Raw genomic sequence first — 15,371 nt, forward strand, 5'->3', positions numbered from 1 at the left:
AAAATGGGGGATCTTTTAAAAAAAACAAAAAAAGAAAAAAAGTTGTTGACAAAGGGGTTTAAATTTGGTAATATAGTGATTGTCAATAAAGACAAGGACAATGGAAGAAAAAAATAGCAAACAAGATGTTAAGAAAAAGACAAAAGGTGAATACAAGAAGAAAAAAAGATAAAGAATGAAGAGTTTGATCCTGGCTCAGGATAAACGCTGACAGAATGCTTAACACATGCAAGTCTATGAGGAAGTTTAGCTTGCTAAATGGACTCATGGCGGACGGGTGAGTAACGCGTAAAGAACTTGCCCTTTAGACTGGGATAACAGAGGGAAACTTCTGATAATACTGGATAAGTTAGTATATCGCATGATATACAAATGAAAGCTACGGCACTAAAGGAGAGCTTTGCGTCCTATTAGCTAGTTGGTAAGGTAAGAGCTTACCAAGGCGATGATAGGTAGCCGGCCTGAGAGGGTGGACGGCCACAAGGGGACTGAGATACGGCCCTTACTCCTACGGGAGGCAGCAGTGGGGAATATTGGACAATGGAGGAAACTCTGATCCAGCAATTCTGTGTGTGTGAAGAAGGTTTTAGGACTGTAAAACACTTTTAGTAGGGAAGAAAAAAATGACGGTACCTACAGAAGAAGCAACGGCTAAATACGTGCCAGCAGCCGCGGTAATACGTATGTTGCGAGCGTTATCCGGAATTATTGGGCTTAAAGGGCATCTAGGCGGTAAGACAAGTTGAAGGTGAAAACCTGTGGCTCAACCATAGGCTTGCATACAAAACTGTTGAACTAGAGTACTGGAAAGGTGGGTGGAACTACACGAGTAGAGGTGAAATTCGTAGATATGTGTAGGAATGCCGATGATGAAGATAACTCACTGGACAGAAACTGACGCTGAAGTGCGAAAGCTAGGGGAGCAAACAGGATTAGATACCCTGGTAGTCCTAGCTGTAAACGATGATCACTGGGTGTGGGGATGCGAAGTCTCTGTGCCGAAGCAAAAGCGATAAGTGATCCGCCTGGGGAGTACGTTCGCAAGAATGAAACTCAAAGGAATTGACGGGGGCCCGCACAAGTGGTGGAGCATGTGGTTTAATTCGACGCAACGCGAGGAACCTTACCAGATCTTGACATCCTCGGGAGAGTATAGAAGTATACTTGTGCCTTCGGGAACCGAGAGACAGGTGGTGCATGGCTGTCGACAGCTCGTGTTGTGAGATGTTGGGTTAAGTCCCGCAACGAGCGAAACCCCTATCATTAGTTGCCATCATTAAGTTGGGGACTCTAATGAAACTGCCTACGAAGAGTAGGAGGAAGGTGGGGATGACGTCAAGTCATCATGCCCCTTATGATCTGGGCTACACACGTGCTACAATGGGTAGTACAAAGAGAAGCTTTGTAGCGATACATGGCGAAACTTAAAAAGCTATTCTTAGTTCGGATTGAAGTCTGCAACTCGACTTCATGAAGTTGGAATCACTAGTAATCGTGAATCAGCAATGTCACGGTGAATACGTTCTCGGGCCTTGTACACACCGCCCGTCACACCACGAGAGTTGTTTGCACCTGAAATTACCGGCCTAACCGCAAGGAGGGAGGTACTGAAGGTGTGGATAGTGATTGGGGTGAAGTCGTAACAAGGTATCCGTACCGGAAGGTGCGGATGGATCACCTCCTTTCTAAGGAGAAAAAGACAAGTAACACTTGTTTGCTAACTTTCATGTTAGAAATTAGGACAATGAGAAATGAATAGTAGGTAAAAAAGAATTACAACTTAAAAAAAGAGTTAGAATGAGAAGCTAAAAAAGGGCGTACGGAGGATGCCTAGGTAGTAAAAGCCGAAGAAGGACGTGATAAGCTGCGAAAAGCTTGGGGGAGATGCACATAATCAGAGATCCCGAGATATCCGAATGGGGAAACCTGTATATTAGGAGAATATACGTGAAAAAGGTAAGCCTGTGAACTGAAACATCTAAGTAACAGGAGGAAAAGAAAGTAAAAACGATTTTCCAAGTAGCGGCGAGCGAACGGGAAAGAGCCTAAACCATAGTAGAGTAAAAGTTGGAGGACGTTTCTATTATGGGGTAGAGGGGATATTCAGATAGAACTCTATATATCAGTAGCGAGTATAAAAGAAGAGGAATTAGTTGGAAAGCTAAACCAAAGAAGGTGATAGTCCTGTAGAACGAACAATATACGAGTTACGAATATTACCCGAGTAGCATCAAGCACGAGGAATTTGGTGTGAATCAGTGAGGACCATATCTCATAAGGCTAAATACTTTTACTAACCGATAGTGCAGAGTACCGTGAGGGAAAGGTGAAAAGAACCCTGAGTAAGGGAGTGAAATAGAATTTGAAACCGTATGCTTACAAGCGGTAGGAGCATAGAAATATGTGACTGCGTGGATTTTGGTTAATCATCCTGCGAGTTATGATATATGGCGAGGTTAAGGAAGCGGAGCCGAAGGGAAACCGAGTCTTAAGAGGGCGATAGTCGTATGTTATAGACGCGAAACCTAGTGATCTAGGCCTGTCCAAGTTGAAGCTGGGGTAAGACCCAGTGGAGGACTGAACTCACCGCCGTTGAAATGTTGGGAGATGAGATAGGTCTAGGGGTGAAAAGCCAATCGAACTAGGAGATAGCTCGTTCTCTCCGAAATGCATTTAGGTGCAGCCTTAATAGAAGATATGTGGGGGTAGAGCACTGTATGACCTAGGGGGCATATAGCTTACTGAAGTCAAGCAAACTACGAATACCATATATTAATAATTAGGAGTGAGTCTATGGATGACAAGGTCCGTGGACGAGAGGGAAAGAACCCAGAACAACAGCTAAGGTCCCCAATTATGTCTAAGTGGGAAAGGAGGTGGATATTCCTAAACAACCAGGAGGTTGGCTTAGAAGCAGCCAAACCTTTAAAGAGTGCGTAATAGCTCACTGGTCGAGAGTATCTGCGCCGAAGATTTAACGGGGCTAAGACATAAACCGAAGCTTTGTAATATACCGATAGGTATGTTGGTAGGAGAGCGTTCTGTAGGCCGTAGAAGGAGAGTTGAAAGACGATCTGGAGGTATCAGAAGTGAGAATGCAGGAATGAGTAGCGAGAAAGAAGGTGAGAATCCTTCTGGCCGGAAGTCCAAGGATTCCATGGCAATGTTTGTCAACCATGGGTGAGTCGGGACCTAAGCTATGGCAGAGATGCTAAGGCGAATGGAAAATAGGTTAATATTCCTATACCACTTATTTAACGTTTGAAGGAATGGAGTGACGCAGGAAGGTATGCGAGATGGCTAACGGATGCCATTTTAAGGAGGAAGTGTGGATATATAGGCAAAACCGTATATCTAAACATGATGACTGATGAGTAAGTACATGTAACGTGTATAAGTCGCAAATCCTACACTGCCGAGAAAAACTTCTACCAAGGAGAATAAGTGCCCGTACTGCAAACCGACACAGGTGGACAGGGTGAGAAACCCGAGGCCGACAGGCTAACTCTAGCTAAGGAACTCTGCAAAATAGCCCCGTAACTTCGGGAGAAGGGGTGCCTATTAGGTGAGAAGAGAAAAACTTTAAGCTAAAATAGGCCGCAGTGAAGAGTCCCAAGCAACTGTTTACCAAAAACACAGGTCTATGCTAAGCCGAAAGGCGACGTATATGGGCTGACACCTGCCCAGTGCTGGAAGGTTAAGAGGAGGGATGAGAGTCTCGAATTGAAGCCCCAGTGAACGGCGGCCGTAACTATAACGGTCCTAAGGTAGCGAAATTCCTTGTCAGGTAAGTTCTGACCTGCACGAATGGTGCAATGATTTGGGAGCTGTCTTGGCTGGAGGCCTGGTGAAGTTGTAATAGCGGTGAAGATACCGCTTACCTGCAGTAGGACGGAAAGACCCCGTGGAGCTTAACTGTAGTTTGACATTGGGTTTTGGCAATGTGTGTATAGGATAGTTGGGAGACGAAGATATATGTACGCAAGTATGTAAGGAGTCACTGGTGGAATACCAACCATAGATTGTTGAAATTCTAATTATGAAAGTAAGACAGTGTTAGATGGGCAGTTTGACTGGGGCGGTCACCTCCAAAAGAGTAACGGAGGTGTTCAAAGGTTCCCTCAGGTTGGATGGAAATCAACCGAAGAGTGTAAAGGCAGAAGGGAGCTTGACTGCGAGACTGACGGGTCGAGCAGGTACGAAAGTAGGACTTAGTGATCCGGTGGTACTGAATGGAAAGGCCATCGCTCAACGGATAAAAGCTACCCCGGGGATAACAGGCTGATACTTCCCAAGAGTCCATATCGACGGAAGTGTTTGGCACCTCGATGTCGGCTCGTCTCATCCTGGGGCTGTAGAAGGTCCCAAGGGTTGGGCTGTTCGCCCATTAAAGAGGCACGCGAGCTGGGTTCAGAACGTCGTGAGACAGTTCGGTCCCTATCCACTGCAGGCGTAAGAATATTGAAAAGATCTGTCCTTAGTACGAGAGGACCGGGATGGACAAACCTCTGATGTACCAGTTGTATCGCCAGATGCATGGCTGGGTAGTCACGTTTGGAAGGGATAATCGCTGAAAGCATCTAAGTGAGAAGCCCACTTTGAGATGAATATTCTATTAGGATCCATAGAGAACATATGGTAGATAGGCTGGGTGTGTAAGTATAGAGATATATTCAGCAGACCAGTACTAATAATCCGAAAGCTTTACAGGAAAAAAATTCTTTTTTACTACTACTATTTATTTCTAATTGTCCTAAARAAAGCTTGGTGGTAAGCTACAGAGGTACACCTAGAAACATACCGAACCTAGAAGTTAAGCCTGTAAACGCCTACAATACTCAGTAATGGGGAAGATTGGTAACTGCCAAGTTTTATTAATTTGGTGACTTAGCTACAGAGATACACCTAGTTACATACCGAACCTAGAAGTTAAGCCTGTAAACGTCGAAAATACTAGTAATTTGGGAAGATAGATAGTTGCCAAATTTTTTTTTTATTTGGAGGTTTTTATGGATAAATTAAGCTCATATTTAAGTTTAGATTTAATAAAACTTCATCTTAATGCGAATACAAAAGAAGAAATGTTAAAAGAAATGGCTTTACTTGTAAAGGATAAAGTTACTAATTTTGATAAATTTTATGAAGCTTTATTAGATCGTGAAAGTGCAGGTTCAACTGCAATGGAAAATGGGTTATGTATACCGCATACAAGAAATAGTTATGTAAAAGAATTCTGTATAGCTGTAGGTACAAAAGAAGAAGGAATAGATTGTAGTTCAATAGATGGTAAGAAATCAACAGTATTCTTTTTAATAATTAGTAATGATAAGACTAAGTTAGAACATTTAGATGCTCTAGTAAAGATTAGTAGAGTAGTAAATGATGAGATAGCAACCATGGTATTATCTTCAACTAAGTCAAAAGAGGGATTTATAGAGTTAATAAAGAAATTAGAATTAAGATGACAATTTTATTGTCATTTTTTTTAAAGGAGAGTTATGTATTTACATTATGATATGGATTGTTTTTTTGCTTCAATTGAAATGAGAGATAACCCCAAATTAAGAACAGTTCCTTTAGCAGTAGGAAATCATGTTGTAGCAACTTCAAACTATATTGCAAGAAAGTATGGAGTACATTCAGCAATGCCCATTAATATTGCTAAAAAAATGTGTCCAAATTTAGTTGTTGTTGATTCAAGAGTTGAGTACTATATCCAAGTAGCAAATTGCATGCAAAAGAAGATAAAGGAAAAATTTGGTAGTGCAGTATTTTTATCTTGTGATGAAGGATACATACAATTTTTTGATAAGGATATTGAAGGATTTTGCAAAAGATTTAAGGAATATATATACAATAATTTTAAACTATCTGTATCAGTTGGTGTAGGGTTTAATAGGATAGTTTCAAAAATTGCAAGTGAGTGTAATAAGCCGAATGGGATCTTTATACTAAACACTAAAGATAAATTTATAGACTACATTTATGATAAGAGTATAAGTATATTTCCAGGGATAGGTTCTAAGACATTTGAAATATTTTATCAATCTAGAATTGTATATACAAAAGATATATATGAGAAATCGAAAGAACAACTACAAAAATTAGTTGGTAAGACAAGAGGCTCACAAATATTTGATATGGTTAGAGGTAATGATGATAGCATATATGATATATGTAATATTGAAAGTTCTATTAGTAAAGAATCAACATATTATCCTTTTCTTTCTAGTGAGCATGAAAAACAAAAAGAATTAAAAATATTATGTGATGAAATTAAAGAAGAAATACGTAAGAAGAAAGAGTATCCATTGTGTATAACCTTGAAAGTAAGGAATCAGGATTATGAAACATTTACAAAAAGTAAGACATTTAATTCGCCAATTACGGAAAATAGTGATATACTATTAATAACTAGGGAAATGCTTAGAACACTTGATATATATAGGATAAGGTTGTTGGGAATTAGCATTTCTAACTTTAGTAGTGTAAAGTATGAATATCTTAAATTGTTTGGAGATTAGTATGGATTTTTACAGAAGATTAATAATTAAAATATTAGATAAGAGCCTTGTTGGATGTGATGATAAAGTTTTAAAGAAATTAAAACAAGGCTATGATTTAAATCAAGAAGAGATGAGATATCTAGAAGAATTGTTAGATATATTATAGGAGGAGAGAGAATATGAATATTGAAAAGCTATACCCTGAAAGAGTATTTCACTATTTCTTAGAAATTTCAAAAATACCAAGAGGATCAGGAAATGAAAAACAAGTTAGTGACTATTTAGTAGATTTTGCTAAAAAACACAATCTATTTGTTTATCAAGATGAAAACAACAATGTATTAATCAGAAAACCTGCTACAAAGGGTTATGAAAAGTACAAGTCTATTTGTATACAAGGTCATATGGACATGGTTTGTGAAAAGAATAAGGATGTAGACTTTGACTTTGAAAAACAAGGTATAAATGTCATGGTTAAAGACGGATTTTTAACTGCTGATGGTACAACACTAGGAGCAGATAATGGAATTTCTATGGGTATGACATTGGCAATACTTGAATCTAATGAAATTAAACACCCAAAATTAGAAATATTAATTACAACTGATGAAGAAGTAAGCATGAAGGGTGCAGAAAACTTTGATGTTACAAAATTAGAATCAGAAATTTTGGTGAATATAGACAGCGAAGAATATGGTTCAATTTATGTAAGCAGTGCTGGATGTTCAAGAGTTAGAACTTTCCTAGAATTAGAAAATGAAGAAATATCATTAAAAGATAATATATATGAAATAGAAGTAAAAGGTTTAAATGGTGGACATAGTGGTGCTGATATACATGAAAATAGGGCAAATGCTATTAAGATATTAAATGAGTTAATAAGAAGGGTATCTGTAATGGCAGATGTTAGATACATTAGCATAGACTGTGGAAGCAAAAACAATACTATACCAAGAGAAGGTGTGGCATATATAGTAGCAGATACAAGCATAGAAAAAGTTAGAGAATATGTTAGCCTTGCAATGGACTCATTAAATTATCAATATGTAAAGACAGATAATAATATGTGTGCCATAGTAGAAAAGAAGGAATATAGTGGGCAAAAGCAATTAACAGAAAAGGCTACTAGAAAGTTATTAAGATATATTGAAGGATATTTAACAGGAGTTATACGTTTCTCAAAAGAAATAGAAGGATTAGTTCAAACATCACTTAATTTAGGTATAGTTGACACTAAAGAAGATGGAAGCAAGAAGATTGTTACAATTAATTCATTAGTTAGAAGTGGTGTAACATATGAACAACAAGAACTATGTAAATATTTAGTAAACTATGGTGAAAAATATGACAGTAAGTCTGTAATCGACGATAGTTGTAATCCATGGGAATACAAGAAAGATTCAAAGATCAGAGACTATTTTGCAAGAATTTTTGAAGAACAAACAGGTAAGAAACCTAAAATTGCTGCAATACATGCGGGACTTGAATGTGGAATATTCTCAGAAAAGAACCCTAAATTAGATGTAATTTCTATAGGACCAGATATTAAAAATCCACATACACCAGATGAAAGAATGAGCATAGATGCAGTTAAACAAACATATGAATACTTATTAAAAGCTTTAGAGGAATATACAATTGATTAATATAGATGGAATAGTTGTAGTAGAAGGTAAAGATGATAAAACAGCTGTAAGTCGGGTTATACAACCAGATAATATATATATATTAAATGGTATGAGTGGTGCAAATCAAAAGAAAATAGATGATTTGAAAAGACTAGCGAAGAATAACAAGATATATATATTAACAGATCCAGACTTTGCAGGTAAAAAGATAAGAGAAAAGATTAAAGAAAATATACCTACTGCAATTGATATATATGCAAGTAAGTATCTTGCAACAAAAAAAGGTAATGTTGGAATAGAGAATATGTCAGAAGATGATATATTAGACCTATTTCAAAATATACATGAAAAGAAGAATAATAAGGAATATATTTTTAGCTTAAATGATATACTAGATAATGGTTTGAATAATAGGGTGAAAAGAGAGCTATTAGGGGACTTGTTGTCTATAGGGTATTGTAACAACAAGAAATTGGTTAAGTTACTTAATATATTGAATATTTCAAAAAAAGATTTTGATGATGCAGTAAAAAAGACTAATGAAATGTATATTTTCAAGACAAAAAATGCAGCAATATTCGGTAAATTTTTCCCAGTACACAAAGGCCATGTTTGGTTCATTAAACAAGTCGCAAGATATTGTAGGGAGCTATATGTCTTTGTGTGCGAAGAAACATTAAGGGATAAGGCATTAAATGAAAAGTCAAAATTACCTAATTTAAGCATAAATGATAGAAGAAGATTTTTAGAACAAGAATTAAAGGGTTACAAAAACATACATATATTGAAGTTAAATGAAGATGGAATAGAACCATATCCCAACGGATGGGAAAATTGGACTAAAAGGGTGTATGAAAAAATTAAAGAATGTAATATATCATTAGACTGTGTATTTACAAACGAAACACAAGATAAAGAAAATTATGACAAATATTTTGATATACCAGCATACTTAATTGATCCTAAAAGAGAGGGCTATTCAATATCATCTACGATGATAAGAAATGATCCAACAAAATATATTGAATATATGCCCAATAGTGTGAAAAAGTGGTATACAAAGAATAAAGGGAGATAAAATGAAAAAATTACTTTTAGCTACATTAGCACTAACTAGTGTAATCACATTTTCAGAAACTATTCACCAAATACAAGGTGTAACACATACATCACCATATAATCAAAAAATGGTTAAAAATGTAAGGGGTATAGTTACAGCTGTTGTAAAAGATGGATTCTATATGCAAAGCAGAAAATTTGATAGAAATATTAAGACATCAGAAGGAATTTATGTAGAAAGCAAGAATTTACCTAATGTTGGAGAATATGTAAGTGTAAATGGTATGGTTTATGAAAAACAATTTGGTAGACCTAGTGAATCAGAATTAACAGTTACGAGTATAAAGGCGGGGGATGATATTAAGGTAATATCAAAAGGTAATAAGGTTAAGGCTGTTAGTATAGATCCAAGAAAAGTTCCTATGAAAGTATATGTAGGTAAATTTCATGAAAAGTTAAATCCTAAAAAGAATGCAATGGATTTTTATGAATCATTGGAAGGAATGTTAGTAAAAGTACATAAGCCATTAATTACAGGAGCAGATGAAGATAGAGGAGAAGTTTGTGTAGTTCCTGAATATGGAAAGTATGTTAAAGATAAGACAAATCATGGTGGTGTTAGATACACTTACAAAAACGAACAAACACAAAGAATTCTAATTAAGAGTGAATTATTCAAATTATCACAAGGTAAAAGATATGAAGGTAAATACATTGATCCTTCATTTACACCAAATCCTGGAGACAGATTTTCTAGAGATATACAAGGTGTACTTACATACGATAAGTCAAATTACAAATTAATAAATACTAGTCCTTTACCTAAGATAAAAGATGGAAAGATAAAAAGGGATAAATTAAATATTAAGTATGATAAGAATAAATTAAGTATTGTTTCATACAATATTGAAAACTTCACAATAGCAGACGGTGGACAAAAAAGAGTAGATGTACTTGCAAAACAAGTTCGTGACGATTTACATACGCCAGATATATTAGGACTTGCAGAAGTAGGTGACAATGATGGTGGTAATGTAACATCAAAAGTTGTAAGTGCTGATAAGGTATTAGACGCAATAGTAGAAGGAATAAAGAAAGCTACAGGCGTAGAATACAAATGGTTAAGTGCTGATCCAGAAGATGGAAAAGATGGAGGTTGGCCTGCTATGCATATTAGAAATGCCATCCTATACCGTACTGATAAATTAGAATTACCATACTTTAAACAAGGTGACTCTAAAGTTGATACGGAAATAAAGGAAGGGAAGCTAACATTTAATCCTGGAAGATTAGGTAACAACAAAGAATTCTATAAAGATGTTAGAAAATCATTAGTAGCACATCTAGTTTTAAAAGATAGTAAGAAGGATGTATTTATTGTAGTAAATCATTTGAAATCAAAGAGATTTGATGACAAGATTTATTCTAAAAATCAACCAGTTAAGAGAAAATCTGAAGACTTAAGAATACCTGAAGGTAAATATGTTGGACAATTCTTGAAAGAAATTAATAAGCAAAAACCTAATGCAATAATATTATCAATGGGAGATATGAATGACTTTGAATTTTCACCAACACTAAAGGCTATGAAAACAAACTTAATGGTAAGTGCTGTTGAAAGTTTACCTAAAAACCAAAGACACACATATGTTTATCAAGGAAATTCACAAGTATTAGATAATCTATTAGTTAACAAAAAATATGCAAAAGGGATGAAAGTTGATATTTTAAATATTAATTCAGAGTTCACAATATCACAAGGATACTTTAGTGATCATGATCCTGTATATATGCAAATTAATGTAAAATAGGTAGAAATATGAAAAAGATAATTTTAATTTTAATTACATTTTGTTTTTTACTTTGTTCCTGTGATAGAATGAGTTTTGAACCAAATTCTTCATATATACAAACAGTAAAAAAAATACAAATTAATTCTAGAAGTATTGAAGATATATTACAATGTATGTTTACTGAACTTACAACAGGTTCGGATGTTTTAATTGACAAAGATGCTATGAAGTGGGAAGTAGAAGGAAAAACTAAAACTGGAAGAGTTGTTGTTTGTAGTTATATGGGAATAAAGGTTGTAATACCAACAGAAATTGATGGAGACTATATTGAAGTTAATTCAAATAATGCTTATTACACAATTGATGGAGTAGAGAAGAAAGATATAAATATTCTTTTGTATAGATGGGATATAAGCAACAGAAAATATATTGATACTTTGAGAAAAATTAAAATTGACGGTAAGCCAATAGGAAAAATTGTGGTATTTCTATTTACCGAATTAACAACAAAATATCCTGATTGTAATCTAATTAATGAAAGAGATATAAAGTGGGAGGTAAAAGAAGTATCCAATGAAGGAAGAACTGTTACTTGTACTTACAAGAATATACAAGTTGTAATACCATCATTACTTTCTAAAGATAATATTAATGTATCACCATGGGATGCGTATTATACAATAAATGGTGAAAGACAAGACAATACAGAAACTTTGTCGTTTGAATGGGAGAAAGACCATTTAATAAGAGAAGGAACAAAAGAAATTTTAAATGGATTAGGTCCAGATGATGAGATTAGTACTAGACCAAGTACAGTATATAACGGGGATTCTGAATAGAAAGGGTGCACTATTTAGATATCCAAACTAAGGAATTTTCTAAGGATTGAAAAATTCGGCATAGTCGTTAAATATCGGCTATGCCGTTTTTGCAAAATAAAATAAAAAAATTCATAAATTTATACTATAATTTTGCTATATTTTTGAAAGTGATAAAGGAGATGCAAATGATACTTCCAGAATAAATAAAAAGACTCAGAATACGCTGTTTTCTAACACAGGAAGATTTTGCTAAGAAATTAGGTGTGGCATTTTCTACTGTGAATCGTTGGGAACAAGGCAAATCAAAATCGAACCTTGTTGCGATAAAAAGAACGCATGGCTAGACTATAAAGTTGGAGGGAAAAATAATGGTTGATACAAAGAAAGAACAGGAACGTGATGAAATCCATCGAGCAATATGGGCAATTGCAGATGAACTGCGTGGTGCTGTTGATGGATGGGATTTTAAGAATTATGTTCTTGGCACAATGTTCTATCGCTATATATCAGAAAATCTGACAAGCTATATTAATAATGGAGAAATTGAAGCAGGAAACACAGATTTTGATTTTGCACAGATGTCAGATGAAGATGCTGAAGAAGCAAGAGAAGGACTTGTAGAAGAAAAAGGATTTTTCATTCTTCCAAGCGAACTCTTTGCTAATATAAATAGGTTTATGAATTTTGAACTAAATATTCATATTATTAATTTTTTTATTAAAAGGCTAAGCAGCATTAAAAATAGTGAATGAGATGATTCAATATTAGATAAATAATCTTTGTTCGATCTAATCTTATGTATATACAATCTTCGTAGTTTGAGTGTATATCAATCAGCATACTTGATAAAATCCGAATATTATAGTATACTACAGCTAATATTAAAAGGAAAGGTGGGAAAATTGTGAAGTTATTTCTTCAAATGTCTCCATCGGTAACTGCCAAGGCACAATGTGTTTGCAGTCAATTTTTGATTGTCTAAAAAATTAAACATTTTGAAAGGAGAAATAATGGGAACAATAGTATCCGCTTTATTAGTTTTTGTCTCTACATCAATTGACTATTTAGTTGTTTTAACTATTTTATTCGCCAGTCAAGGCAAGAAAGGTTTGAAATCAATTTATGCAGGACAGTATTTAGGTACAGGACTACTTGTACTTGCTAGTCTTATTGCCGCTTACTTTTTAAATTTTATTCCACAAGATTGGATAATCGGTCTCCTTGGTCTAATTCCAATAGGTCTTGGTATAAGATCAATTTTTGTGGATGAAGATATTGATGAAGAAGACATCGAGGGAAAAATTACCAGAGATGGATCAAAAATCTTAGTATTTACAAGTTTAACAGTGGCAATGGGTGGAGATAATTTAGGAATTTATATACCCTATTTTACAGGAAAGAGTTTGATTGAGATTAGTATAAGTTTAATAATATTTGCGTTAGGAATTTTGATTCTATGCAAATTATCTCAAAATCTCGCCTCAATTTCTGCTATCGGAGAGATTGTAGAAAAGTATGAAAAAATAATTGTACCAGTCGTGTTTATTGGGCTCGGTCTCTATATATTGATTGAAAATGGAACGATTAATTATTTCATATCCCTAATCACAAGTTAATAGTTATTTTTATATTTCAGACCTATTAAAGGAAATATTAAGCAAATTTAGATTTAGAGATAATTTAAAACATAAGAAATATACTTATGGATATATTCTCACATACAACGCTTACTTAAAATATTAAAATTTATGCATACTGACCACTCAAGCCACGTTGAGACGGTGGCGTTATTGTCCAAACTAAACACTGAACATCATTTAGATATAGAAATAGCTGAAGATGAATTATCTGAAATTGACTTTTCAAAAGATGCAACTTATAGAGAAATTAAAAAGTATGTGTTAGATAAATATGGGTTAAAAGTTTCAAGCCTATATATTGCACAAGTAAAAAGGAAATCCTTATTACAATCAACAAGGCTATTGATGCCAGTCCTGAACTTCGCAGCAAGAAAGCACTCATTGAAACTTTTATCTCAAGAATTAACGAAGTGGAAGATATCATGACTGAATGGCACGATTACGTGATGGCGACATCAAGATTACAGGAACTGACATTGATAAGTTGATGCCTCCTGTTTCACGATTCGGTGGTAGCAAATTAAAGACATTCTTTGAGAAGTATTTTGGTATTGGTGGATCTGCATCATTAACAGAGGAACCACAGCCATTTACTTATAACACAACATCTGGACCTACCTTAATGGTTGCTGAGGATAAAGAGCCGTATAATACAAAATAATAAATAGTTCTAAGGTCGCAAATCACGACTTTTTGAAAAATAAAATGATCACACCAGAGTAAATCAATACTCTAGTGTGGTCGTTCTTTTTTTTGTACATATATTTAACTAAATATTAAAATATGATATAATTAAAATGATTGTACAAAGGAAGGTGATATTTTAGTGATGAAAAGAGTGGCAATAGTTTTAGCTAAAAGAACAGCAATAGGAGGTTACAAAAAAAGCTTTTTAGATAAAAATATTGTTGATGTTGCAACGAAATTAGTAACAAAAAGTATAGATAAAAAAATATTAAATAAAGTGGATGAAGTAATAATGGGTATGGTAATGCAATCAGGATATGGTCAAAATGTTGCAAGGCAGATATCAATTAATTCAGGTATACCAATACAAGCTAGTTCATATACTGTAAATATGGTGTGTGGATCTGGTATGAAAGCTGTAGAATTAGGTGCTAATTCAATACTTTTAGGTAAGAGTAAAATAGTTTTAGTTGGTGGACTAGAGAATATGAGTAATGTTGATTATTCTTTGTTACTTCGTGATGGACTAACTGATGTATTCAATGATTATCATATGGGGAAAACAGCAGAAAATGTAGCTAAAAAATACAATATCACAAGAAAAGACTGTGATGAATTTTCATTAAATAGTACAAAAAAAGCTATAGAAAATATAGATAAACTAAAAGAAGAAATAGTAGAATTAGAATATATTAATAGTGACGAACATATACGTCTAGATCAAAGCATAGAAAAATTATCTAGACTAAAGCCAGCATTTTTGGAGAATGGAGTAGTTACAGCAGGTAATGCAACAGGTCTAAATGATGGTGTTGCAATACTTCTTTTAATGGAAGAAAAAACTGCAAAAGAGTTTAACTTAGAAATTTTAGGATATATTAAAAATATTAAAAGTGTAGGACTAGACCCAGCATATATGGGACTTGGTCCAGTAGAAGCTATAAAGAAGACACTAGAAGAAGAAAAATTATCTAGTTCTAGTATAGACTTATTCGAAATAAATGAGGCGTTTGCTAGTCAGGTAATAGCATGTATAAGAGAATTAAAGATAGATGAGAAAAAGGTGAACGTAAATGGAGGTGCACTTGCTCTTGGACATCCTATAGGTGCAAGTGGTGCTAGAATAATAGTAACATTAATAAATGAAATGAAGAGAAGAAATTCTAAAAGAGGAATAGCCAGTCTTTGTGTTGGTGGAGGACAAGGGTTATGTACATTAATTGAAAGGGATAATTAG

At 34.5% G+C, this 15,371-nt stretch carries 13 protein-coding genes and 4 rRNA genes; all 17 read left to right on the forward strand.

Annotated elements, in window-relative coordinates:
* The first annotated feature begins 172 nt into the window (after positions 1-172).
* The 17 genes from VC03_RS01045 (at position 173) to VC03_RS01120 (ending at position 15,371) form a co-directional block, all read left to right on the forward strand.
* Positions 173-1,685: ribosomal RNA gene (locus VC03_RS01045) — 16S ribosomal RNA — on the forward strand.
* A gap of 113 nt (positions 1,686-1,798) precedes the next feature.
* Positions 1,799-4,711, forward strand: a 23S ribosomal RNA gene (locus VC03_RS01050).
* A gap of 52 nt (positions 4,712-4,763) precedes the next feature.
* Positions 4,764-4,870: ribosomal RNA gene (gene rrf / locus VC03_RS01055) — 5S ribosomal RNA — on the forward strand.
* An 8-nt stretch (positions 4,871-4,878) separates the two neighbouring features.
* Positions 4,879-4,986 (forward strand): 5S ribosomal RNA (rrf, locus tag VC03_RS01060).
* Together the 16S, 23S and 5S rRNA genes form the textbook arrangement of a ribosomal RNA operon.
* A gap of 23 nt (positions 4,987-5,009) precedes the next feature.
* A complete protein-coding gene (locus VC03_RS01065) occupies positions 5,010-5,465 on the forward strand; it encodes a PTS sugar transporter subunit IIA (protein WP_046328277.1) in 456 nt (151 codons plus the stop codon).
* A 33-nt stretch (positions 5,466-5,498) separates the two neighbouring features.
* On the forward strand, positions 5,499-6,524 hold the full coding sequence (locus VC03_RS01070; protein ID WP_046328278.1) for a Y-family DNA polymerase: 1,026 nt from the start codon (positions 5,499-5,501) through the stop codon (positions 6,522-6,524).
* A 1-nt stretch (position 6,525) separates the two neighbouring features.
* Positions 6,526-6,672, forward strand: coding sequence for a hypothetical protein (locus tag VC03_RS06775; RefSeq protein ID WP_192942207.1), 147 nt, complete (start codon positions 6,526-6,528; stop codon positions 6,670-6,672).
* Positions 6,673-6,685: 13 nt separating this feature from the next.
* The gene (locus tag VC03_RS01075; protein ID WP_046328279.1) at positions 6,686-8,152 is read left to right on the forward strand and encodes an aminoacyl-histidine dipeptidase; all 1,467 of its coding nucleotides are present in this window, start codon (positions 6,686-6,688) and stop codon (positions 8,150-8,152) included.
* Positions 8,145-9,212, forward strand: a complete 1,068-nt coding sequence (locus VC03_RS06515; protein ID WP_052727643.1) for a DUF4093 domain-containing protein — start codon at positions 8,145-8,147, stop codon at positions 9,210-9,212. The genes VC03_RS01075 and VC03_RS06515 overlap by 8 nt, the downstream gene beginning before the upstream one ends.
* Before the next feature lies 1 nt (position 9,213).
* On the forward strand, positions 9,214-11,004 hold the full coding sequence (locus tag VC03_RS01090; protein WP_046328280.1) for a DUF8508 domain-containing protein: 1,791 nt from the start codon (positions 9,214-9,216) through the stop codon (positions 11,002-11,004).
* Positions 11,005-11,012: 8 nt separating this feature from the next.
* Positions 11,013-11,825, forward strand: coding sequence for a hypothetical protein (locus VC03_RS01095; RefSeq protein ID WP_046328281.1), 813 nt, complete (start codon positions 11,013-11,015; stop codon positions 11,823-11,825).
* Between the two features lie 185 nt (positions 11,826-12,010).
* Complete coding sequence (locus tag VC03_RS06905) at positions 12,011-12,151, forward strand: helix-turn-helix domain-containing protein (protein WP_200893833.1); 141 nt, start codon at positions 12,011-12,013, stop codon at positions 12,149-12,151.
* Positions 12,152-12,175: 24 nt separating this feature from the next.
* Complete coding sequence (locus VC03_RS01100) at positions 12,176-12,559, forward strand: type I restriction-modification system subunit M N-terminal domain-containing protein (protein ID WP_200893822.1); 384 nt, start codon at positions 12,176-12,178, stop codon at positions 12,557-12,559.
* A gap of 258 nt (positions 12,560-12,817) precedes the next feature.
* Positions 12,818-13,423 (forward strand): CadD family cadmium resistance transporter, encoded by a 606-nt coding sequence (locus tag VC03_RS01105; protein WP_046328282.1) that lies wholly within the window; start codon positions 12,818-12,820, stop codon positions 13,421-13,423.
* A gap of 365 nt (positions 13,424-13,788) precedes the next feature.
* Positions 13,789-13,935: a type I restriction endonuclease subunit R, EcoR124 family gene (locus VC03_RS06805; RefSeq protein WP_237223997.1), complete on the forward strand. Its 147-nt coding sequence runs from the start codon at positions 13,789-13,791 to the stop codon at positions 13,933-13,935.
* On the forward strand, positions 13,878-14,108 hold the full coding sequence (locus VC03_RS06810; protein WP_046328284.1) for a hypothetical protein: 231 nt from the start codon (positions 13,878-13,880) through the stop codon (positions 14,106-14,108). Before VC03_RS06805 ends, VC03_RS06810 begins: the two co-directional genes overlap by 58 nt.
* A gap of 168 nt (positions 14,109-14,276) precedes the next feature.
* Positions 14,277-15,371, forward strand: coding sequence for a thiolase family protein (locus VC03_RS01120; protein ID WP_046329227.1), 1,095 nt, complete (start codon positions 14,277-14,279; stop codon positions 15,369-15,371).

The sequence above is a fragment of the Sneathia vaginalis genome, assembly GCF_000973085.1.
Lineage (GTDB): Bacteria > Fusobacteriota > Fusobacteriia > Fusobacteriales > Leptotrichiaceae > Sneathia > Sneathia vaginalis.

Bases quoted from the DNA above. Each gene is read 5' to 3' on its own strand.
- VC03_RS01065 (WP_046328277.1), top strand. From the start codon at position 5,010: ATGGATAAATTAAGCTCATATTTAAGTTTAGATTTAATAAAACTTCAT.
- VC03_RS01070 (WP_046328278.1), top strand. From the start codon at position 5,499: ATGTATTTACATTATGATATGGATTGTTTTTTTGCTTCAATTGAAATG.
- VC03_RS06775 (WP_192942207.1), top strand. From the start codon at position 6,526: ATGGATTTTTACAGAAGATTAATAATTAAAATATTAGATAAGAGCCTT.
- VC03_RS01075 (WP_046328279.1), top strand. From the start codon at position 6,686: ATGAATATTGAAAAGCTATACCCTGAAAGAGTATTTCACTATTTCTTA.
- VC03_RS01090 (WP_046328280.1), top strand. From the start codon at position 9,214: ATGAAAAAATTACTTTTAGCTACATTAGCACTAACTAGTGTAATCACA.
- VC03_RS01095 (WP_046328281.1), top strand. From the start codon at position 11,013: ATGAAAAAGATAATTTTAATTTTAATTACATTTTGTTTTTTACTTTGT.
- VC03_RS01100 (WP_200893822.1), top strand. From the start codon at position 12,176: ATGGTTGATACAAAGAAAGAACAGGAACGTGATGAAATCCATCGAGCA.
- VC03_RS01105 (WP_046328282.1), top strand. From the start codon at position 12,818: ATGGGAACAATAGTATCCGCTTTATTAGTTTTTGTCTCTACATCAATT.
- VC03_RS06810 (WP_046328284.1), top strand. From the start codon at position 13,878: ATGGCACGATTACGTGATGGCGACATCAAGATTACAGGAACTGACATT.
- VC03_RS01120 (WP_046329227.1), top strand. From the start codon at position 14,277: ATGAAAAGAGTGGCAATAGTTTTAGCTAAAAGAACAGCAATAGGAGGT.